This window comes from Bartonella kosoyi (assembly GCF_003606325.2).
Lineage (GTDB): Bacteria > Pseudomonadota > Alphaproteobacteria > Rhizobiales > Rhizobiaceae > Bartonella > Bartonella kosoyi.
In genome coordinates this window covers 1,557,213-1,578,286 of record NZ_CP031843.2, presented here as the reverse complement: position 1 = coordinate 1,578,286, position 21,074 = coordinate 1,557,213, and the positions used below count along the sequence as shown (strand labels likewise).

Genomic DNA, 21,074 nt, shown 5'->3' with positions numbered 1-21,074 from the left:
GACATCATCAGATTTTCCAGCAACAGTACGGATGTTCTCAAAAAAGTCAAGAGCTGATTAATTTTCTCATAAGTTGGACAAACACCAACATGACATATAAACCAAAAAAAACAGCTATGGCTATTGAAAAACCAAAGGGATTAAAGATATCCATGGATTTTCCAATAAAGGTTGGCCCGATGAGCATACCGATTCCATAGCAAAAAATAAAAGCAGAATTAGCAGCAGCAAGTTCTTGCCCCTTGAGACGTGCTCCTAGATGTGCAAGACCAATTGTATAAAGGCTCGCAGATACACCACCCAGAAGAAACAGATCAAGCATCAGAATCCATGGATATTGGATAATCCATGGGACTATAAAGGTTCCCACAAAACCTACAATAGCGCAACCTATCAGCGGATAGCGTCGATCTTTAGCATAGTCACTTATTATGCTAATAGGAATTAAGAGGAAAACATTCCCGAGCGCAAGGGTTGCCATAAAGTGTGCTGCTTCATTCTCATGATAACCAATGGATAAACTAAAGGGTGTTATAAGAGTTAATGCGCCCATTTGAATAGCACCGTAAACAAGGACCGCCATCATCGCACTTGGAACATGAAGGAGATAACGAAAAAATGGCGTATATTGGCTTTTTTGAAATTCTGGGCTTAATTTCCAAGCAAAAAGAATTGGGATAGCAGCAAATATAATAAGGCTATAGCAAACGCCAAAAGGAATAAATCCTTGTATTCCCACTTTTGTCAGCAGGGTTGGACCTAACGCAAACCCTAATCCTAAAACAATAGCGTAAATAGAAAGAACCAAACCACGCTTTTTGGGGGGAGCATAACTGTTGATCCAAAATTCTGACAGGATAAACATAACTGTCATGGTAAAATGTAATATAAATCTTAAAATAAACCAAACCCATATGGATTCAAAAAAATAAAATCCTAAAAAACTTAAAGACCCTATAGCCATCATAAGCAATATTGTTTGAGTAATCCCTAAGCATAAGGCAATTCGAGACGTAAAAACAGCTGCAATAATTGTGGCAATTCCACCAACTGTTCCACTATAGCCGATCGTACTGTTGGAAAGTCCTTTCTCTGCCATAAGAAGAGAAACAAGTTGTGTTCCCATTGCCAATGCTGTTCCAACGATGCCAATGGTTGTAATAGCGGCAATAATTGCACGCAAAGAATTATTTTGAGAGTCAAAAATTTTTTTCATGAGAATGGCTTAAAGTACTTTTGTTTATTCAAACAACGAAAAGGTGAGCTGAAGTGAAAGAAAGATCAAACTATGCTTTTTCAGATTTTCTCATTTCATTGAGTATAAAAAACACTACACGATTTTTATAAGATGATTATAGATATAAAATAAAACATATTCTCTTATATGCTAAAGAAATCATATTGTATACATAAATAATATAAATACTAAACATTATAGACAATTTCTTATTTTAAATCTTTATTATATTATTTATTATTAAATATTAAAGAGGGAGTAAAAATTTTAAGTTATTTTTAATAAAAATTTTTAGAATTTAAAATAAAAAATATGATCATGAAAACTTAAGAAATTTTTTTTATTTTTAATTAATATTTCCTTCTTCCATAAAAAGTACGCTTTTGTTTTTTTAATTTGTTTTTATGGTAGGATGTCGATGAAAATTTGATTGAACGAGGCTCTGTTAAGAGCTCAAAGCTTAAAGCACCAGCAAAAGGTTGTACAGTTATAAGTTTTACTTCTACAATATCACTGAGCTGATAGCCTTTATGGCTATGTTGTCCTACAAGAACATGTTGCGCTTCATCAAAATGATAATAATCATTTTTAAGTGTAGAAATATGGACAAAACCATCTGTATTGAGTTTATCAAGTGAGATAAAAAGGCCTGCTTTTGTGACTCCAGAAATGCGCCCTGTAAAAACACGACCAATTTTATTGGTTAAATAGTGAGCAACAAGCCGATCAATCGTTTCTCTTTCAGCAACCATTGCACGACGCTCGTATAAAGAAATTTGCGTAGCAATTTCTGCAAGGTTTTGTTCTTGTGTGTCAGTTAATTGATCATTTCCTAGTTTAAGAGCTTTAATGAGTGCTCGATGAATAATGAGATCAGCATAACGGCGAATTGGTGATGTAAAATGTGTATAGTTTTGCAAATTCAAACCAAAATGGCCACTATTTTTAGGATTGTATTCTGCTTGTGATTGTGAACGCAATATAACTTGATTGACCAGTTCTTGTTGTTCCGTATGAGCGACCTTTTCTAAAATTCTATTAAGGCGTGCTGATGTTAATTCAGCACTTTTTGAGAGGGATATTCCTAAACTTTGAAGGAAAGTCCGTAATATTTCTTGTTTGGCAAGAGAGGGTTTGTCATGAATACGATAGATGAAGGGCTGATGATGTTTTTTTAATGTTTCAGAAGCTGCAATATTGGCTTGTATCATAAACTCTTCAATCAAACGATGGGCTTCTAAATGTTCTTCACTCACAACATCTTGGATACATCCATTTTGATCAAGAATAATCTTTTTTTCTGCTATTTCTAATTCTAGGGGCTGTCGACGATGCCGCGCGATTTTAAGGCATGCATAGGCTTCCCATAAGGGTTGCAAGATATTCTCAAGCAGGGGTGCTCTTTTTTTATGGATATGTCCTTTTCTTGCCAATTGTACTTCTTGATAGGAGAGTTTAGCTCTTACACGCATCATAATACGATGAAAACTATGTTTTTGTTTATTACCGTTTGCATCAAAAATCATACGAACGGCTAAAGCGGGTCTTTCTTTTCCTTCATGCAGAGAACATAAATCATGAGAGAGGCGTTCAGGCAGCATTGGGACAACGGTATCAGGAAAATAAACAGAATTTCCGCGTTTTAATGCTTCTTTATCTAAAGCACTTCCTGTTTTAATATAGTAAGAAACATCTGCAATGGCCACAATAATAATCCAACCACCATTATTTGTAGGGTCCTTATCCTTGCTTGCGTAGACTGCATCATCATGATCTTTGGCATCTGGTGGATCAATCGTAATAAATGGTAATTGTCGCCAATCTTCGCGATTATCCATATTGGCAGCTTTGATATGTTTAACTTGCTCAAGAACGCTTTCAGGAAAAATATAAGGAATTCCTTTTGAGAGAATGGAAATCATTGAAAGTGTTTTCTCACTCTTAATATGCCCTAAAACATTTTTTATTTGCGCACTTTTCAGTCCATAACCAGTATTTTTTTTGATTTCAACTTCAACAAGATCACCTGTTTCAATCTTCATTTCTGGAGATATTTCAACCATGAGTTCATTGGTTTTGCGATCTATAGGATCAAGGCGCCATTGATTGTTTTCTAATTTTCGTATAACGCCCAATGTGCTCTTTGGGGATAGTTCAATTTTACGAATAATGCGCCCCGTATAAGGGGGATTTTGAGAATTTTTATTTCGAAAAATTTTTACAAGAACATGATCTCCAACACCAATGCTTTCTCCTTTTATGTGACGAAAAGAGTATATTTCAATATTGGGTTTTGGTGTTTCTTCCCATTCAAGAGGTTGTGCAATAAAACTGCCATCTTTATCACGATCATTAATTTTCACTAAAGCAACAGGAGGTAATTTTCCTTTGTTTATTGCCCTTTTGCGCTGTTTAGATATAAGATTTTGATCCTTTAATGCACGTAATATATCTCTAAGCCAAATACGAGAATCGCCTTTTAAGTTAAAAACCTTGGCGATTTCTCGTTTACTTGATCGATCAGGGTTCTCGTTAATAAAGGAAAGAATTTCTTCCTTATTAGGTAATTTTCCTTCCTTGAATGAGGAGAGATATTTTACGTTTTTTTCACCTTTAGCCAAAATTTATGTCTCTTTTGTTTTTGCTTTTGTTTTGGAAGAAGCTCTTTTTGAAGTTGTCTTTTTACTCGATGCTTTAGCCGATATAAGTTCTAATGCCTCTGAAAGTGTTACACTAATGGGATCTTTCTCTTTTGGCAATGTTGCATTAATTTTACCCCAATTGACATAAGGACCGAAACGGCCATTACGCACAGTGACAGTTCCTCCTTCTGGATGCTCCCCTAATGTTGCCAATGCTGCAGATGTTGTTCTACTTTGCTTGGTTTTATTTTCTTGTTGTTCTGCCAATACTGTAACAGCGCGATTGATACCAATATCAAACACTTCATCTGCATGAAGAAGGCGTGCAGATTTTCCATTATGACTAAGGTAGGGACCATATCGTCCAATTGTCGCCGTGATCATTTTTCCTGTTTCAGGATGAATGCCAATTTCACGGGGAAGGGATAGTAAAGCCAAGGCCTTTTCAAGGGTTATATTTTCTGCCTGCCATTCTTTTGGTAGTCCTGCACGCTTAACTTCTTTGCTTTCACCTCGTTGAATATAGGGACCAAAACGGCCATTGCGAAGAGAAATATCTTTTCCTGTTTCAGGATCAATTCCAAGCATAACAGGTTCATCATTGCGCACTGCTTCATTATCTTCTTCTATATTTGTACCAAGTTGGCGTGTGTATTTGCATTCAGGATAATTGGAACAGCCAACAAAAGCACCATAACGACCGAGTTTTAATGATAATTGACCATTTTTACAGAGAGGACAGGAACGCACATCACTTCCGTCTTCACGTTCAGGAAAGGCAAGAGGTGCTAATGTTACATTTAAAACATCAAGGACATTGGCGATACGGAGTTCTTGGATATTGCTAATAGAGGCATTAAATCCATCCCAAAAATCTCGTAATACATCTTTCCAAGAAAGTTTGCCATCCGATATAAGATCCAGCTTTTCTTCAAGATCTGCTGTAAAACCATATTCTACATAGCGATTAAAGAAGTTTTCAAGAAAGGCTGTAACAATACGGCCTTTAGCATCAGGAATAAGTTTGCGTTTATCAATGATAATATATCCACGATCACACAATGTCGCTAATGTGGAGGCATAAGTTGAAGGACGACCAATTCCTAATTCTTCAAGCTTTTTAATTAATGAAGCTTCAGAATAACGGGAAGGGGGCTCTGTGGTATGTTGTACAGATTCAACTTTTTCTTTTGTAAGTGATTCACCCGTGTTTATTTGCGGTAAACGTGTTGTTTCATTTTCTTCATTATTTTCTTCGTCTCGTTGATCCGTATAGACGGAAATAAATCCGTCAAAACGAATAACAGATCCTGTTGCACGAAGATTTGCACGGTTGTCTCCTTGCTTGGCTTCAATTTCAACGGTTGTACGTTCAATTTCAGCAGAACACATTTGGCTGGCAATAGCGCGCTTCCATATCAGTTCATAGAGCTTTGCCTGATCATTGTCGAGAAAATTACGGACTTGATTGGGAGTGCGTTGAAAATCTGTTGGGCGGATTGCTTCATGCGCTTCCTGTGCATTTTTTGCTTTCGTTGAGTAAAAACGTGGTTTTTCAGGAACATAGTCTTTACCAAAAGATTCATGAATGACTTTTCTTGCAGCATCAATGGCTTCTGGCGCTATTTGTACACCATCGGTACGCATATAAGTAATAAGCCCTGCCATTTCACCATTAATTTCAATCCCTTCATAAAGCTTTTGGGCAATTTGCATCGTGCGAGAAGCTGAAAAGCCTAATTTTGAAGAAGCTGCTTGTTGTAGTGTAGAAGTTGTAAACGGAGGAAAAGGATTTCTCTTTGTAGGTTTTGCTTCAACACTGAGTGTATGATATTGAGCCTTCTCCAGCATAAGGCGAATTTGATCTGCTCGTTCTTGAGATTGAATATCAAGTTTTCCAATCTTCCTTTGATTAAACATTGTCAGTCTGGCTTGGAAATGATCATTTCGAATGGTTTTTAACTGTGTTGTAATGGACCAATAATCTTCTTTAATAAAATGTTCTATTTCTGATTCACGGTCGCAAATAATACGTAAAGCAACCGATTGAACGCGCCCAGCTGAGCGTGCACCAGGGAGTTTACGCCATAAAACAGGTGAAAGTGTAAAACCTACAAGGTAATCGAGAGCACGACGTGCAAGATAAGCATCGACAAGTGATGTATCAATATCACGTGGATTGTTCATGGCATCGAGTACAGATTTTTTAGTGATGGCATTGAAGACAACTCTTTTAATAGGTTTATCTTTTAAAACTTTTTTTTGACGAAGAACATCGAGAATATGCCATGAAATAGCTTCTCCTTCGCGATCAGGGTCTGTTGCCAAGATAAGGCTATCAGCTTCTTTAACAGCTTTTGCTATTTCATTTAAACGTTTAGCAGCCGCAGAATCTATATCCCATTTCATCGAAAAATCTTGATCGGGTAAAACGGAACCATCTTTTGCAGGTAAATCACGAACATGTCCAAATGATGCGACAACTTTGTATTGAGATCCAAGATATTTATTAATTGTTTTTGCTTTTGCTGGAGATTCAACGATAACGATATTCATAATTTTACCCGAATATTGAAATAAAAAACTTTTTTATAAACGCCTTTCACGCGAATAGCTAATGGCAATTGTTTAAGAACATATAAAAAAAATATTAGCCATATAAAAAACATGAATATTGTACAACTTGTGATTGTTATTATTAAAACGCACCCTATATAGAATTATACGATTTATTTTCCACTGTTATTACTAAAACGTACGGCGCAATACTAAGATAACGTCTATTGAGAAGGAGGAGGGGAAATGCTCAAGGATAGAGGATTATGTTTATAAATCATTTGAAAGTTATCCAATATATTACAGACATGTCAAAGCAAATGAATCAGATGGCGCGTCAAGCACATAGTCCGCTTTTGGCATTGCTTTTGGATATGGTTGCCAAAGAAGGACAAAGCATTATTAATAGTGCAGAGGCTCTTGGGGAAGATCAAGATTCGACAATGACACACAACCACCAGAGTGTCGAATAAGCTTTCCAGCAAGCTCTAGTTCTACCAATAAGAGGTAGAGAGTTGGGAGTGAAATACCTGAGTGGGTACTCAGTGTGTCTAAGTCGATTGGTGTTGTTGAAAGAGCAGAGAGAACTGCTGCACGTGCTGCATCATCATCTGCGAGAGAGGAAGGAGTGTTCTTTTCGTGTTCTGAATTAAAATTTTCCTTTTCAAGTTGTAAAGAGGATGGTTCTTCAAAAAAATTGAGTTGGGAGTTTGGAAGCGGTGAAATTAATGGCGCAAGTGTTTCTATAATGTCAGAAGGATGTGTGGTGAGGAGAGCACCATCCTTGATAAGGTTGTTTGTGCCAACAGATCTTGGATCAAGTGGAGAACCGGGAATAGCAAAAATCAACCGTCCCATTTCTGCTGCTTGACGTGCGGTAATTAAGGATCCTGAGCGTAGAGCTGCCTCCACAACCAAGAGACCAAGTGATAGAGCTGCAATAATACGGTTTCTTCTTGGAAAATCGATAGCGCGCGGCTTCCAAGAAATGGGCATTTCGCTGATGATGGCTCCACCATTGGCGATAATATTCTCATGCAATTTTTTATTTTCAGGAGGATAGATATGATCTATTCCCCCTGCCATGACCGCAACTGTTCCTGTTTTTAAACTTGCTTGATGCGCAACGCTATCAATACCACGAGCAAGCCCAGAGATTATTACAAAGTCTGCTTCTCCCAGAAAATGCGCAAATTGAGCCGTAAGCTTTTTTCCAGCAGCTGAAGCATTTCGAGAGCCTATAATTCCAATAGAAGTTTTTTGAAAAATCGAAACATTACCTTTGACAGCAATAAGCGGCGGAGGTGCTTCTGTAACTTTAAGAAAAGTTGGATAATCTGGTTCTCCCATGCCGATAAACCGGACACCTAATCTTTCAGCTTCTTGTATTTCTTTTTCTGCATCTTCTAAGCTTGCTATTTTAAGTGATGCAGAACCACCTCCTTTTCTACTAAGCTCTGGCAGCGCTGCTAGAGCATTTTCTGCTGTTTTATAATGATCAATGAGATTGCGAAAACTAACAGCCCCAATATTTTCACTGCGCAATAACCGTAACCAGCTTAGACGTTGACGATCTGTAAGCAAGATTCCCTTATTTATCTCTGTTTTGCGTACCAATCTTACTTTCTTCCCCAATGAGTAATCTACGGATATTTGCAGAATGTTTTATGAACACAAATAGGCTCATCGCGATGAGCATACAATAGAAATAGGAATCGGAAAAATAAAAAACAAATATCGGCGTGATCGAAACTGCAACAAGTGCAGATAATGAAGAATAACGCATGAGAAGAAAAATCGCGCTCCATACAATAATAAAAATAATTGCTGTGGGCCAATAAACTCCTAAGCAAACCCCTAGATAGGTAGCGACACCTTTGCCACCTTTAAATTTAAGCCATACGGGAAAAAGATGTCCTAAGAAAGTAAAAAAACCTGCTAGAGAAACAAGGATATTATTGTCTAACGGATCACTAAAGAACTTTATAATGAAGACAACAATAGTTCCTTTCAACATATCACAAAGAAGTGTTAGAGCAGCAACTTTTTTATTTCCTGTTCGTAAAACATTGGTTGCTCCAATATTGCCGGAACCGATTGTTCTTATATCGCCAAGTTTGGCCAATCTCGTAAATAGAAGACCAAATGGGATTGAGCCAATGAGATAAGATATGAGGAAAATAAACCATGGAGTGGACTGAAAAAATATTTCTGCTTCATTCATTAAGAATCTCATTAAGTTTGTTGATCAAGTTTAAAAACGGATTTCCCTTTCACAAAGGTCTGGAGTACGCGTCCTTGAAAACGTGCCTTCTCAAAAGGTGTGTTTTTTGAACGTGAATAGAGATTCTCTTTCGAAACAACCCATGGTTCTTCAAGATCAACGACAATAAGGTCTGCATAAGCACCTTTCTTCAGTGTTCCTGCATTGAGTCCAAAGAGCTTTGCAGGCATCGTTGACAAAAGTTCAGTTATCCGTAGAAGAGATAGGCTCTCATCATGATAAAGACGTAAAGCTGCACTTAATAAGGTTTCCATACCGATAGCGCCCGCTGCTGCATCATTGAATGGTAAATGTTTTGTGTCGATACCCTGGGGATCATGGGAAGAGACAATGACGTCTATCGTTCCATCTTTTACTGCTTCAATCATTGCTATACGGTCTTCTTCTGTACGCAAAGGAGGCATGAGGCGGAAAGAAGTTTGATATTGGCCAATGTCATTTTCGTTGAGAGATAAATGATTAATCGATACACCAGCTGAAATTTTCTCATTGTGTTTCTTGCCTAAGCGGAGGGCATCAGCAGAGAGTGCTGTCGATATCTGGGTGGCGTGATAGCGTGTTTGCGTTAATGCTGCTAGGCGCAAATCCCTTTCAAGTGGGATAACTTCTGCTTCACGGGGAATGCCAGAAAGACCAAGCCAACTGGCGAGTAGTCCTTCATTCATTACGCCTTGTTCTGTAAGATCTTTATCTTGCGTTTCGTGTATCAATGGAACATCAAAATCACGTGCATAAGTCATTGCACGTCGCATAACAGATGAATTTTGGAGTGTTTTTTTCCCTTCACTAAAAGCAACAGCTCCTGCATCCTTGAGCAAACCAAATTCGGTTATTTTGTCTCCGTTGAAACCTTGTGTGATTGCCGCAACGGGATAAATATTGACCGATGACATTTCTCCTGCTGTACGTTTAATAAATTGAACGAGAGCAACGTTATCAATAACTGGATGCGTGTCTGGCATCATAAGAAAGGAAGTAATTCCACCTGCTGCAGCTGCTTGACTTGCCGATGCAATTGTTTCACGATTTTCATTTCCTGGTTCTCCAACAAAAACACTTGCATCAACAAGTCCAGGGAGAATTGCTTTGTTTTGTGCATTAATAACTTCTGCGCCTTCAGGAACTCCCTGATTCAGAGCTTCTTTTCCAGCGGCTATAATCTGTCCATTTTCAACAATAACTGTACCAATTTCATCGATTGCGCGTGAAGGATCAATAATACGAGCCTTTTGAAAAACAATTGGTTTTATCATTTTTTTTCTCCATGGATCTTCAAGCGCGAATCTAATAAAGCCTCCATGACTGCCATACGCACTGCAATTCCCATTTCTACTTGGGTATGAATCATACTTTGTGGTCCATCGGCTATATCAGATGCAATCTCCACACCACGGTTTATAGGACCAGGATGCAAAATAATGCAATTGTTTTTGGCATAGGCTAAATTTTCTTTATGCAAGCCAAAATAATGAAAATATTCACGCGTGGAGGGAATAAAAGAACCTGTCATTCGTTCATGCTGTAAGCGTAACATCATAATAACATCAGCATCTTTAAGACCATCTTTCATGGTGTTAAAAACCTCAACACTCATATGATTAATTTCGGTGGGTAGGAGTGTTGAAGGGGCGACAGCACGAACACGAGCCCCCAAAGCATTAAGACTAAGGATATTCGAACGTGCAACACGTGAGTGCAAGATATCTCCGCAAATGGCAACCGTTAATCCTTCAATACGACCTTTTGCTCTTTTAATGGTGAGAGCATCTAATAAAGCTTGGGTTGGATGTTCATGAGCACCATCACCTGCATTAATGACACAACAATCAACTGTTTGCGCTAATAAAGCGGCTGCTCCCGCACTGCTATGGCGGAAAACCAGTATATCTGGCTTCATCGCATTAAGTGTTGCGGCTGTATCAAATAATGTTTCCCCTTTTTTTACAGATGAGTTACCGATCGCGACACTTATCACGTCTGCTCCCAACCTTTTACCGGCTAATTCAAAAGAAGATTGTGTTCGTGTAGAGGCTTCAAAAAAGAGATTAATTTGAGTCCGTCCACGCAAAATAGATTTTGTTTTATCAATTTTGTTAGAAAGGATAACGTTTGCTTCTGCACGATCAAGCAATGTATTAAGGTCTTGTACACTTAGATCTTTAATAGCTAAAAGATGTTTATGAGGGAAAAGTGGAAAAAAATTATCTTGAATCATAGCATTCTTCTTTATCTCTCTCTAAACAGGTTAAACAAGCATTTGTTTGAATATGATAAATGTTTCTTAACTCTAAAAAGACAAATAGTCTATGATATGATGATTTGAATAGTGGAATACACCTATGAGTACTGTCTCTGCGCAAAATTCTCGTCGAAAAAATACATTTCTTAGCGATACACTTATGTTTCGCATAGCCTCTACTTTGCCTAAGTCTTTATTAGCAAGCTTTGAAGAAATAGGGGATTTTGCTGCGAGTCAAGAAGCATGGAATCTTTCTTGCTCAGCGAATCATTATAAGCCTTTACTGCGTTATAACGATAAATGGGGAAAACAGGCAGAAAAATTAGAAATACATTCTTCCTATCAAGACCTTCAAAAGTATTCTAGACGTGCAGGGTTGGTTACCTCGCTTTGGGAGAATACTTCTTCAGAAAATGGGGTACGTTATCAAGCGCGTGCGATTCGTTTGGCTTTATCTGCTGGTTTAGAAACAGGGCATTTGAATGAGGTTACTATAACGAGTGCAGCAATTGCTGTCTTAATTAGTGATAGTGAGCTCTTTAAAAAATGGCAAAATGTCCTTTTGTCACGCCAATATGATTCTTCATCACGGCCTATTCATCATAAAAAATCCGCTTCTCTGACCTGTGCCTTTGATGATATTGAACAATACGCTTTCAATTTTCCAAGTGTTAAGAAAATTTCTTTCGATGAAAATATGGAACGAGATCTGTATCGTTTAAATGTCGTAAAAACCAATGTTATTAATCCTACAGCTGATGGATATCTTGTTAGTGCAGATTTAAATGGTCATTTAAGTTGCTTTTTTGTTCCACGTATACAGGAAAATGGTGCGTTAAATGGATTTATATCGATTCGTCATTTAATTCAGCGTTCTGGAGAACTTTTAACACCAGAGGGAGTTGTTGATTTTCAAGGGTGTTATGGCTGGCTTTTGGGAAATGCTGGAGAAGGTCTTAAAGTTATTAAAGATATAGAGACGATGATGCGTTTTGATCAATCTGTCATATCGGCAGGTGTTTTGCGCGCTGCCCTTCAATTTGGTATAGATTTTTTCCGCAAAAAAATGCCAAATCAGCCTTTACCGCCGCTGACAGAACGTATTTTTGCAGATATTGCATTAGATATTGCTGCTTCACAAGCATTGGTTTTGCGTTTAGCGCGAGCCTTTGACAATGCAGCAAATGACCGTTCTGAAGCAGCTTTCGCGCGCATTATGACACCTATTATTGCTTACCACGTCAGTCAATTGGTTGTGCCTATTATTGGCGAAATTATTGCACAACTTGGTATTGAAAGCTTTATAGAGAACAATCCATTATCACAAATGTTGCATAATGGACCTGCGCGAATTGTGAGAAATAGTTCGGCTAATCAATTGGTAAAAGATGCCATTCTTATTGCTGAAAAAGCACCGGGGTTGTTTCAGAAATTGCTAGAAAAAGTTGCTCTTGATATTGGACCAGCAGGACCACGTGCCATTGAAATTATTAAGTCTGCCGGTGATATGGCCGCTGCAAATGAAGGTGCAGGAAGGTTTTTTGTTGAACAAGTAGCCTATGCAGCTGCTGCCGCGTCATTACGTTCTACGGATATAGAACATGTTGCAAATGCCTATATGGAAAGCCGCCTTGGGGGACAATGGAGATCTTCTTACGGGATGCTCATTGCACGCTATAATGCAGGCCATTTGCTCAATGTTCTCTATCCTTCCATATGATGAAAGTTTTGAATTCTATTGAGTGCACCTTGCAATATAAAAGCAGCAGCTGCCGAATCAATTCTGTTTGCTCTTTTGGTGCGTGATACATTCATTTCTAAAAGAGAACGTTCTGCGGCAATGGTCGATAAGCGTTCATCCCAAAAAACAAATGGAATTTCTGTATACACTTTCATATTACTTACAAAAGCTTTAGTTGCTTGAACACGAGAGCCACTGCTTCCATTCATATTAAGAGGTAAGCCAATGATAACAACGCCTACATTTTCATGATCAAAAATTTTAATCAGTGTATGAGCATCTTCTGTAAATTTTTTTCGCTGCAGCACAGGACGCGGATTTGAAACAATTAGCCCCATATCAGAAATCGCAATTCCAATCGTTTTTGTCCCTAAATCTAAGCCTGCTATTGTTTGTCCAGGCAAAAGATGTGTCATAACTTCATTGATATTAATAACAGTCATAAGAATTATAATACGTTTTTTAATGTTTCAGATCTATAATTATATTCTTTATTCATGTTATCTAATATTCTTGCGCTTGCAAGCGCAGCCTTGTATAGCCAGAATAAAGATTAATAAATAAAACAAAACAGAAAGGCGTAAAGAGTATGTCTGTTGATCAAGAAACCGTTAAGCGGGTTGCACGTTTAGCGCGGATTGCCATCCACGATAATGAGGTAGAAGCTATGACAAAAAAATTCAATGCTGTTTTAGGTTTTGTAGAGCAATTGAATGAAGTTGATGTCAGTGAAGTTGAACCATTAACATCTCTGATACCAATGACTCTACGAATGCGTGAAGATCGTGTTACAGATGGCAATAAAGCAGCAGATATTGTCGCCAATGCCCCTGTTACAGAAGAAAATTTTTTTCTTGTCTCAAAAATTATTGAGTAACTTTTTATATTTTTGAAATTTGAGAACCAATATGACTGATTTAACAACCCTCACAATTGCACAAGCTCGTGATGCTCTCATAAAGAAAAAGTTCAAAGCAACGGAACTAACGGAAGCCTATTTAAAAGCCATAGAATTGGCTAATCCTACTTTGAATGCTTATGTAACAATAACAGCAGAACAAGCAAGAAAAATGGCTGCTGAATCAGAGGCTCGCTTGGCGAGAGGAGAAGGGGGGCTTTTGGAAGGAATCCCCTTAGGAGTTAAAGATCTTTTTGCAACCCATGGTGTTCATACTCAAGCTTGTTCAAACATCCTTGATGGTTTTAAACCGCATTATGAATCAACCGTTACGGCTAATTTATGGCAAGATGGTGCCGTAATGCTAGGGAAACTTAATATGGATGAGTTTGCTATGGGTTCCTCTAATGAGACATCATATTATGGTCCCGTTATTAATCCATGGAGAAAAAAAGGCTCGAATGAAAAACTCGTTCCTGGTGGTTCTTCGGGGGGATCGTCTGCCGCTGTTGCCGCACAAATTTGTGCGGGGGCAACAGCAACAGATACAGGTGGCTCAATACGTCAACCAGCCGCTTTTACCGGCACTGTAGGAATAAAGCCAACTTATGGACGTTGTTCACGATGGGGACTTGTCGCGTTTGCTTCATCCCTTGATCAAGCTGGACCTATTGCTAGAGATGTTCGTGACTGTGCTATCTTACTCAGATCAATGGCCTCTTTTGATGAAAAAGATTCGACTTCCATGAATTTACCAGTTCCTGATTATGAAAGTTATCTTGGTCAATCAATTAAAGGAATGAAAATTGGTATTCCAAAAGAATATTATCTGGATGGAATGTCTTCTGAGATTATTGAACTTTGGCAAAAGGGAATAAATTGGTTAAAAGATGCAGGCGCTGAAATACACGATATTTCTTTACCTCATACAAAATATGCTCTACCTTCTTACTATATTATAGCTCCTGCAGAAGCTTCTTCTAATTTAGCGCGTTATGATGGTGTCCGTTTCGGTTTGCGTGTCCCTGGAAAAGATATTATTGAGATGTATGAAAATACGCGTTCTGTTGGTTTTGGTGATGAAGTCAAGCGGCGTATTTTGGTTGGGACTTATGTTCTTTCATCAGGTTATTATGATGCCTGTTATCTGAGAGCTCAAAAAGTAAGAACACTCGTAAAACGTGACTTCGATCAATGTTTTGATTCAGGTATTGAGGCTATTCTTACACCAGCAACACCAACATCTGCTTTTGGCATTGCTGATGAAAAAATAAAAAATGATGCTGTCGCAATGTATCTGAATGATATTTTTACCGTACCAATTAATATGGCTGGGTTACCAGGAATTTCTGTTCCTGCTGGTTTGTCATCAAATGGTTTACCTCTAGGATTGCAACTGGTTGGTAAACCTTTTGCTGAAGAAGTTATTTTTCAAATAGCACACATTATTGAACAAGCCGCAGGAGTATTCTGTGCAGAAAAATGGTGGATATAATCATCAAATTTCACAAGAAAGCATTTCTCAGCATTGATGAGAAATGCTTTCTTAAAAGGAGGAGAAATAGATCTATATCTTCTTAATTTCTCGCCTTTATCCACCAAGATAGGCTTCTTTAACACGCGGATCAGAAAGCATAGCTTTACCTTCACCGTGAAATAAGACATGCCCTACCTCTAAAATATAAGCATAATCAGCGATAGAAAGTGCAGCAAAAGCATTTTGTTCAATAAGAAGAACAGTTTTTCCCATATCATTAATTTTTCGGATAATCGAAAAAATCTCCCGAACAAGAAGGGGAGCTAACCCCAATGAGGGTTCATCTAATATAACCATATCAGGATTGCTCATGAGTGCGCGCCCTACAGCAACCATTTGTTGTTCCCCACCTGACATTGTCCCTCCCAATTGTTTTGATCTTTCACGTAGGCGTGGAAAAAGATTAAATATCCATTCAATATCACGAGAAATTCCCTGTTTATCATGACGGATATAAGCACCAAGATGGAGATTTTCTAAAACAGTGAGATGAGGCATAATACGTCGCCCCTCAGGGCTTAGAGCAATTCCTAATCTTAAAATTTCTTCTGGTGATTTTTTAATAATTGATTCGCCATTATAGGTAATTTCTCCATAAACAGAGCGATTAAGTCCTGTAATAGAGCGTACAATACTGCTTTTCCCTGCACCATTGGCCCCAATTAAAGTAACAATACTTCCTTTTTTTATGGACATAGAAAGATTTTGAACAGCTTTAATGGCACCATAATGAACGTGAAGATTTTTTATTTTAAGAATATCCATAAACATCTCCGCCAAGATAAGCTTCAATAACTTTAGGGTCATTACGAATTTCATCTGGTGTGCCACTGGCAATGCAACAGCCATATTCCATAACCAAAATATGTTGGCAAAGCCCCATAACCACTTTCATATCGTGCTCAATAAGAAGAATTGTAAGATCAAAGTCTTTTTGCACTTTTGCGATGAATTTTCTAAGATCTTCACTTTCTTGAGGATTCATGCCAGCGACAGGTTCATCAAGAAGAAGCAATTTAGGCTTCGTGGCTAATGCGCGAGCAATTTCTAATCGCCGTTGTACACCATAAGGTAAAGCTGTTGCTAATTGATTGGCAAGGTGATCAAGTTGTAGCCGCTCAAGAAGCTCCATGGAATTTTTATAAACTTCTCTTTTTTCTTTCATTGCTTTTGAAAGAAAGAGGGCTGAAGAAAACCAAGGATATTTTTGACGAACATGAGCACCCACCATAACGTTCTGTAAAACCGTTAACCCTGAGAAAAGACGAATATTTTGAAATGTTCGGGCAATATGACGTCTACAAACAATATAAGGAGGTTCTCCAGAAATTTTTTGTTCATCAAAAAGAATGGTGCCGCTTGTAGGTGCATAAAATCCAGAAATCATATTGAAAACTGTTGTTTTTCCAGCACCATTGGGACCAATTAATCCAGTAATGCTTCCTCGTTTAATGGCCATATTAACGTTATTGACAGCAATTAATCCGCCAAAACGCATTACAATATCATTGAGTGAAAGAAGAGTGCCGTTCATAGCTTTCCCTCAGTATTAGAAAATTTTTTGCGTGTCAGAAAGCTATAAATTCCATTCCATGAGAATTCACGTTGTCCCATTAATCCTTTTCTCCAAAATAAAATAATTATCAGTAATAAAAGAGAGAAAATAACCATGCGAAGTCCTGGTGTTTCTGGAATATGTATAAAACCTATGTCAAATGGACTTTCAATAATACGAAGCCATTCAAGCATGACTGTAATGATAATGCTGCCAATAATGCTTCCTGTAATTGAACCAAGACCACCAGCGACAACAATCATCAAAATATTAAAAGTGAGCAAAAAATTAAACATTTTCGGATCAATGGTTGAAATAAGAGCAGCCATTAATGCGCCACCGATACCTGCAAAAAATGCTCCAACCGTAAAAGAAAAACTACGGTAGAAAAAAGCGTTAATTCCCATGGTTTTCGCAGCGATTTCATCATCACGAATAGCACGCAGTACGTTACCAGTATTGCTTCGAAGTAAGAGGACAATAAAGAGAACTGTAAATGCTAACCAACCATAGTTCCACCATAACGTTGCGTTCTGAGGTATTCCTTTGATTCCCAAAGAACCATTTGTAAAAGATGTCGCATTCGTAATGACAATACGGATAATTTCCGCAAAACCTAATGTTGCAATTCCAAGATAATCACCACCAAGACGCAATATTGGCAAAGCAATCAATAAACCGATAATTGCTGCACACAAACCGCTTACAACAACAGCAACAAAAAAAGGAAGCTGTAGATGGGACAAAGGTTCAGCGATAGGCTCAAGAATCCACATCATCTCTTTTTGTTCAGGAGAAAGAAGTAAAATTGCACAAATGTAAGCACCAATAGCCATAAAGCCGGCATGTCCAAGGGAAAACATACCTGTAAAGCCGTAAATCAAATTAAGCGAAATTGCCAAGATTGCGTTAATAGCAATTAGATTGATGATACGGAGTGTATAATCATTAAAATGGTTATCCGCATAGAATAAAAAACCTATAAGAACGAAAATACTGATACACGATAAAAAAGTTGTCGCTGACTTCGCCATTAGATTTTCTCCTGACTTTTTTTACCCATTAATCCCGTGGGCAATACCAATAAAATCAGAATCAATAAAATGAAAGCGAAGGCATCACGATATCCAGATAGCGCGGGAAAAAATGCGATAATCATAATTTCAATAAACCCTAATAACAATCCTCCCAACATTGCTCCTGGTATCGAACCAATACCTCCGATAACAGCAGCGATAAAGGCTTTAAGACCAGGAAGAACGCCCATATAAGGCTGAATTTGAGGATAACGTAAAGACCACATAATGCCCGCTATAGCGGCAAGCGCCGAGCCTATCCCAAATGTAAATGCAATGACTTTATTAACAGAAACTCCCATCAAACGCGTCGTTTCAATATCATGAGAGATTGCACGCATAGCAAGACCCGGTTTTGTTTTATGGATAATCCATAACAGTAAAACAATAAGAATCAATGACACAATGGGAACAATCAGTGACATGGGAGCAATTCTAATGATACCCTCTGCTTCTGATCCTAGGTGCCATAAAAATGGTGTTACCAGAAAATCTGGTTGTTTTACACCTTTTGGAACACCACTAAAGAGTACAGTAGCAAGATTTTCAATAAAAAAAGAAACACCGATTGCACCGATAAGTGCCGAAATACGGGGAGCATGGCGTAAAGGTCTATAGGCAAATTGATCAACAATAATCCCCACTGCACTTGTAATAAAAATGGAAAAACAAAGAGCTAAAACCCAGATCGGTGTAAAATTTTGTGGGGAAATTTTAAAATAATAAACAAATCCTAACGTAAGAATTAAAAAGACAGCAATCCAATAAGTTGGAGGGCGCCTTTTAAATCCTATAAAGACTGAATAGTAAATAAGAGTAGCGAGGAATAAAAGAAGAAGTGCTGCCCACGCAGGCATAAAGCTAATCGTGGAAAAGAAAACAAAATAAGCCCCCAGCATAAAGATATCACCGTGAGCAAAATTAATCAGTCTCAATATACCGTAAACCATGGTATAACCAATCGCGATAAGCCCATAAAGAGACCCCAATGCCAGTGCATTAAAAAAATACTGGATGAACATTTCCGTGCTCATCTCTCATCCTTCCACTTTTGTTAATTTACATAGGATAATAAGAAAATTTTAAGTTTTTGGTTGAGAAAAAAGATCCTCAACCAATTCTCGCATTCCAATTTTAATAAGTACAACCTTTACATTAAAAAGCAGGTTTAACTTCTTCTAAATAAACACGTTTTCCATCCTGTATTTTAATGATACCAATTGGAATCGTAGGGTTATGATTTTCATCCATTGACATATCACCAAAGGGCGTTTGAAAGTCTTTTAATTTGCTCAGTTCAATGGTAATTTTTTCACGATCAGCGCTACCAGCATTTTCAATAGCCTTCATGAACATCATATAACTTGTGTATCCCAAAACTGAATTGATATTTGGCTCTTTATCAGGGTAGGCTTTTTTCCATTCTTTCGTGAATTTTTGGGCAGAAACTGACATATTTGGCATATCCTCACTATAGGGAAGTGTCGTATGTAAGAAACCTTCTGCAGCACTTCCTGCAATCGTAATGGTTTCTGGATTATCCATGGCATCTCCACCCATAATCTGAAACTTCGCCCCTAATTCACGCGCTTGTTTCATGATAATCGCACCTTCAGAAAAGTAAGATGGAATGAATAAGATATCAGGTTTTTGCGCGATAATCTGTGTGAGAACAGCTGAAAAATCCTGATCTCCGGAATTATAATTTAAATTTGAGATAACTTCACCACCTAATTTTTTGAAAGCACGTGCAAAATAACTTGCAAGACCGATGGCATAATCGCTTGAAATATCTTTGAGAATAGCGGCCTTTTTTGCATGTAAAATCTGGCTTACATAAGTTGCAATTCCTATCCCTTGATAGGAATCAATAAAACAAGCGCGAAAGTAATATTTTTTACCTTGTGTAACAAGGGGACTCGTTGAAGAAGTTGCAATGGTGGGAGTCTTTGCCTTTTCAGATATTTCACCACCTGCTAGTGAGAGTGAAGAACCATAACTCCCAATGATTCCACTGACCTTTTCACTTGCTGTTAAACGCATAACAGCATTAGCCGCTTCCACTTTATCAGACTTGTTATCAATAATAACAAGTTCTACTTTACGTCCCAAAATTTCTGGAACTTGTTTATGGGCTAACTCGATACCTCGAATTTCAAGCTGACCTCCAAAGGCATTTTGTCCGCTTAATGGAAGATAAACACCAATTTTGATAGATTCATTCGCATAAACATTTGCTGTAAGCGCCATAAAAGCTGTGATTGTCGTAAGGATTTTCTTCAATTGCATTGCGCATTTTCCTTAATTGAATTGTCGTTTTTGCACCTTATATTGAACTTCTTCATCATGCAAGTTACACATTAATGAAAATATCATTATGTAAAAAACTTTTATATGATCTTTTTTCTAGCGCGCTCTTTGTAAGATATGTAAAGCGTACAATCAAATAGTTTTATAAATATTTTTTGTAAATTTCATGTTGATATTAACATGTAAGAGATACGACAATATGGGGAAATCTTATCTTGGGACTTGCGTGTTGATACAAGAGCAATGTTTACTTAAACCTATAGAATCAATATCGTGCAATTTATAAGCTACAGGATCACGTTATTATGACGAGTAAGGATGCATTAAAGGATTGTTCCCTATCTGAGGATAGTATAGGTGCTTATGGGGAGATTATCGAAATCAGTGGTGTCATTAAGTGGTTTGATGGAAGTAAGGGCTATGGGTTTATTGTACCTGATTTACCTCATTTCCCCGATATATTATTGCATGTTACAGTCATGCGAAGGGATGGCTTCCAAACGGCTTTGGAGGGCGCTAAAGTTATTTGTGCTGTGGAAAAGACGGAACGAGGATTAAAGTGCGTTCAGGTGAAATCTATCGATTGTTCTTCAGCGGTTCATCCATCAGAAGTTCCAGCCCGTACTCATGTTGTTGTTACTCCAGAAAGTGGACTAGAACGTGCAATTGTTAAATGGTTCAATCGTGACAAAGGTTTTGGTTTTCTTAGCCGTGGGCAGGGAACAGAAGATATTTTTATTCATATGGAAACGTTGCGCCGTTTTGGTTTAGCAGAGCTTCGTGCAGGACAAGTTGTTCTTGTACGGTTTGGTAAAGGGGAAAAAGGGTTGATGACAGCAGAAATTTATCCAGATATAGGATTTCCTTTTGCGACACATTAAATCGCTACTCATTGAGCTTTTCAGTAAAATCAATATTTTTCTGTATTTTTAAAGGATGGTTATTGCGTAAACAGCTATAGAAGTATCTCTGTTATAGCTCTCGTGAATTTATAAACTA

Annotated in this window: 18 protein-coding genes; 5 read left to right on the top strand and 13 right to left on the bottom strand. The window is 37.8% G+C overall.

All coding sequences use genetic code 11. The features are described from left to right. Nucleotides 1-46: 46 nt before the first annotated feature. The 3 genes from D1093_RS06875 to topA all read right to left on the bottom strand — a co-directional run bounded on the left by D1093_RS06875 (nucleotide 47) and on the right by topA (nucleotide 6,435). The gene (locus tag D1093_RS06875; protein WP_120101582.1) at nucleotides 47-1,216 is read right to left on the bottom strand and encodes an MFS transporter; all 1,170 of its coding nucleotides are present in this window, start codon (nucleotides 1,214-1,216) and stop codon (nucleotides 47-49) included. A 371-nt stretch (nucleotides 1,217-1,587) separates the two neighbouring features. Continuing rightward, nucleotides 1,588-3,858, bottom strand: coding sequence for a ribonuclease R (rnr, locus tag D1093_RS06870; RefSeq protein ID WP_120101580.1), 2,271 nt, complete (start codon nucleotides 3,856-3,858; stop codon nucleotides 1,588-1,590). 3 nt (nucleotides 3,859-3,861) lie between these two features. Continuing rightward, nucleotides 3,862-6,435 carry a type I DNA topoisomerase gene (topA, locus tag D1093_RS06865; protein ID WP_120101578.1) on the bottom strand — a complete coding sequence of 858 codons (2,574 nt, stop codon included), beginning with the start codon at nucleotides 6,433-6,435 and terminating at the stop codon, nucleotides 3,862-3,864. A gap of 266 nt (nucleotides 6,436-6,701) precedes the next feature. Between topA and D1093_RS06860 the strand changes: the two genes are divergently transcribed. Further along, a complete protein-coding gene (locus tag D1093_RS06860; protein WP_005773510.1) occupies nucleotides 6,702-6,908 on the top strand; it encodes a hypothetical protein in 207 nt (68 codons plus the stop codon). Here D1093_RS06860 and dprA read toward each other — a convergent pair. Genes dprA through D1093_RS06840 form a run of 4 tightly spaced genes read right to left on the bottom strand, consistent with a single transcriptional unit; the run spans nucleotide 6,838 to nucleotide 10,934 of the window. After that, nucleotides 6,838-8,070 (bottom strand): DNA-processing protein DprA, encoded by a 1,233-nt coding sequence (gene dprA / locus D1093_RS06855; protein ID WP_120101576.1) that lies wholly within the window; start codon nucleotides 8,068-8,070, stop codon nucleotides 6,838-6,840. The genes D1093_RS06860 and dprA overlap by 71 nt on opposite strands. Then, nucleotides 8,027-8,659 carry a glycerol-3-phosphate 1-O-acyltransferase PlsY gene (gene plsY, locus D1093_RS06850; protein ID WP_120101575.1) on the bottom strand — a complete coding sequence of 211 codons (633 nt, stop codon included), beginning with the start codon at nucleotides 8,657-8,659 and terminating at the stop codon, nucleotides 8,027-8,029. Before plsY ends, dprA begins: the two co-directional genes overlap by 44 nt. A gap of 11 nt (nucleotides 8,660-8,670) precedes the next feature. Then, nucleotides 8,671-9,972, bottom strand: coding sequence for a dihydroorotase (locus D1093_RS06845; protein WP_120101573.1), 1,302 nt, complete (start codon nucleotides 9,970-9,972; stop codon nucleotides 8,671-8,673). After that, nucleotides 9,969-10,934 (bottom strand): aspartate carbamoyltransferase catalytic subunit, encoded by a 966-nt coding sequence (locus D1093_RS06840; protein WP_120101571.1) that lies wholly within the window; start codon nucleotides 10,932-10,934, stop codon nucleotides 9,969-9,971. Before D1093_RS06840 ends, D1093_RS06845 begins: the two co-directional genes overlap by 4 nt. A gap of 124 nt (nucleotides 10,935-11,058) precedes the next feature. Here D1093_RS06840 and D1093_RS06835 point away from each other — a divergent pair, with 124 nt between their 5' ends. After that, on the top strand, nucleotides 11,059-12,678 hold the full coding sequence (locus D1093_RS06835) for an acyl-CoA dehydrogenase family protein (protein ID WP_120101569.1): 1,620 nt from the start codon (nucleotides 11,059-11,061) through the stop codon (nucleotides 12,676-12,678). Here the strand turns inward: D1093_RS06835 and ruvX are convergent. Beyond that, nucleotides 12,663-13,142 (bottom strand): Holliday junction resolvase RuvX, encoded by a 480-nt coding sequence (ruvX, locus tag D1093_RS06830; RefSeq protein WP_120101567.1) that lies wholly within the window; start codon nucleotides 13,140-13,142, stop codon nucleotides 12,663-12,665. The genes D1093_RS06835 and ruvX overlap by 16 nt on opposite strands. A 146-nt stretch (nucleotides 13,143-13,288) precedes the next feature. On the opposite strand from ruvX, the gene gatC reads away from it, so the two are divergent. Then, entirely contained in the window at nucleotides 13,289-13,576 is a 288-nt protein-coding gene (gene gatC, locus D1093_RS06825; protein ID WP_120101565.1) for an Asp-tRNA(Asn)/Glu-tRNA(Gln) amidotransferase subunit GatC, read from the top strand. Between the two features lie 31 nt (nucleotides 13,577-13,607). Continuing rightward, nucleotides 13,608-15,092, top strand: coding sequence for an Asp-tRNA(Asn)/Glu-tRNA(Gln) amidotransferase subunit GatA (gene gatA / locus D1093_RS06820; RefSeq protein ID WP_120101563.1), 1,485 nt, complete (start codon nucleotides 13,608-13,610; stop codon nucleotides 15,090-15,092). A gap of 96 nt (nucleotides 15,093-15,188) precedes the next feature. On the opposite strand, the gene D1093_RS06815 is transcribed toward gatA, so the two are convergent. The 5 genes from D1093_RS06815 to D1093_RS06795 form a co-directional block, all read right to left on the bottom strand. After that, nucleotides 15,189-15,899 carry an ABC transporter ATP-binding protein gene (locus D1093_RS06815; RefSeq protein ID WP_120101561.1) on the bottom strand — a complete coding sequence of 237 codons (711 nt, stop codon included), beginning with the start codon at nucleotides 15,897-15,899 and terminating at the stop codon, nucleotides 15,189-15,191. Next, the gene (locus tag D1093_RS06810) at nucleotides 15,886-16,668 is read right to left on the bottom strand and encodes an ABC transporter ATP-binding protein (protein ID WP_120101559.1); all 783 of its coding nucleotides are present in this window, start codon (nucleotides 16,666-16,668) and stop codon (nucleotides 15,886-15,888) included. Before D1093_RS06810 ends, D1093_RS06815 begins: the two co-directional genes overlap by 14 nt. Next, nucleotides 16,665-17,723 (bottom strand): branched-chain amino acid ABC transporter permease, encoded by a 1,059-nt coding sequence (locus D1093_RS06805; RefSeq protein WP_120101557.1) that lies wholly within the window; start codon nucleotides 17,721-17,723, stop codon nucleotides 16,665-16,667. Before D1093_RS06805 ends, D1093_RS06810 begins: the two co-directional genes overlap by 4 nt. Continuing rightward, nucleotides 17,723-18,799 carry a branched-chain amino acid ABC transporter permease gene (locus D1093_RS06800; RefSeq protein WP_120101555.1) on the bottom strand — a complete coding sequence of 359 codons (1,077 nt, stop codon included), beginning with the start codon at nucleotides 18,797-18,799 and terminating at the stop codon, nucleotides 17,723-17,725. The genes D1093_RS06805 and D1093_RS06800 overlap by 1 nt, the downstream gene beginning before the upstream one ends. Nucleotides 18,800-18,920: 121 nt before the next feature. Beyond that, nucleotides 18,921-20,054 (bottom strand): ABC transporter substrate-binding protein, encoded by a 1,134-nt coding sequence (locus D1093_RS06795; RefSeq protein ID WP_120101553.1) that lies wholly within the window; start codon nucleotides 20,052-20,054, stop codon nucleotides 18,921-18,923. 326 nt (nucleotides 20,055-20,380) lie between these two features. Between D1093_RS06795 and D1093_RS06790 the strand changes: the two genes are divergently transcribed. Beyond that, nucleotides 20,381-20,956: a cold-shock protein gene (locus D1093_RS06790; RefSeq protein ID WP_120101551.1), complete on the top strand. Its 576-nt coding sequence runs from the start codon at nucleotides 20,381-20,383 to the stop codon at nucleotides 20,954-20,956. Nucleotides 20,957-21,074 lie beyond the last annotated feature (118 nt).

Coding starts and splice junctions, on each gene's coding strand:
- D1093_RS06875 (WP_120101582.1), bottom strand. CDS start 1,216: ATGAAAAAAATTTTTGACTCTCAAAATAATTCTTTGCGTGCAATTATT.
- topA (WP_120101578.1), bottom strand. CDS start 6,435: ATGAATATCGTTATCGTTGAATCTCCAGCAAAAGCAAAAACAATTAAT.
- D1093_RS06860 (WP_005773510.1), top strand. CDS start 6,702: ATGTTTATAAATCATTTGAAAGTTATCCAATATATTACAGACATGTCA.
- plsY (WP_120101575.1), bottom strand. CDS start 8,659: ATGAATGAAGCAGAAATATTTTTTCAGTCCACTCCATGGTTTATTTTC.
- D1093_RS06845 (WP_120101573.1), bottom strand. CDS start 9,972: ATGATAAAACCAATTGTTTTTCAAAAGGCTCGTATTATTGATCCTTCA.
- D1093_RS06840 (WP_120101571.1), bottom strand. CDS start 10,934: ATGATTCAAGATAATTTTTTTCCACTTTTCCCTCATAAACATCTTTTA.
- D1093_RS06835 (WP_120101569.1), top strand. CDS start 11,059: ATGAGTACTGTCTCTGCGCAAAATTCTCGTCGAAAAAATACATTTCTT.
- ruvX (WP_120101567.1), bottom strand. CDS start 13,142: ATGACTGTTATTAATATCAATGAAGTTATGACACATCTTTTGCCTGGA.
- gatC (WP_120101565.1), top strand. CDS start 13,289: ATGTCTGTTGATCAAGAAACCGTTAAGCGGGTTGCACGTTTAGCGCGG.
- gatA (WP_120101563.1), top strand. CDS start 13,608: ATGACTGATTTAACAACCCTCACAATTGCACAAGCTCGTGATGCTCTC.
- D1093_RS06815 (WP_120101561.1), bottom strand. CDS start 15,899: ATGGATATTCTTAAAATAAAAAATCTTCACGTTCATTATGGTGCCATT.
- D1093_RS06810 (WP_120101559.1), bottom strand. CDS start 16,668: ATGAACGGCACTCTTCTTTCACTCAATGATATTGTAATGCGTTTTGGC.
- D1093_RS06805 (WP_120101557.1), bottom strand. CDS start 17,723: ATGGCGAAGTCAGCGACAACTTTTTTATCGTGTATCAGTATTTTCGTT.
- D1093_RS06800 (WP_120101555.1), bottom strand. CDS start 18,799: ATGAGCACGGAAATGTTCATCCAGTATTTTTTTAATGCACTGGCATTG.
- D1093_RS06795 (WP_120101553.1), bottom strand. CDS start 20,054: ATGCAATTGAAGAAAATCCTTACGACAATCACAGCTTTTATGGCGCTT.
- D1093_RS06790 (WP_120101551.1), top strand. CDS start 20,381: ATGACGAGTAAGGATGCATTAAAGGATTGTTCCCTATCTGAGGATAGT.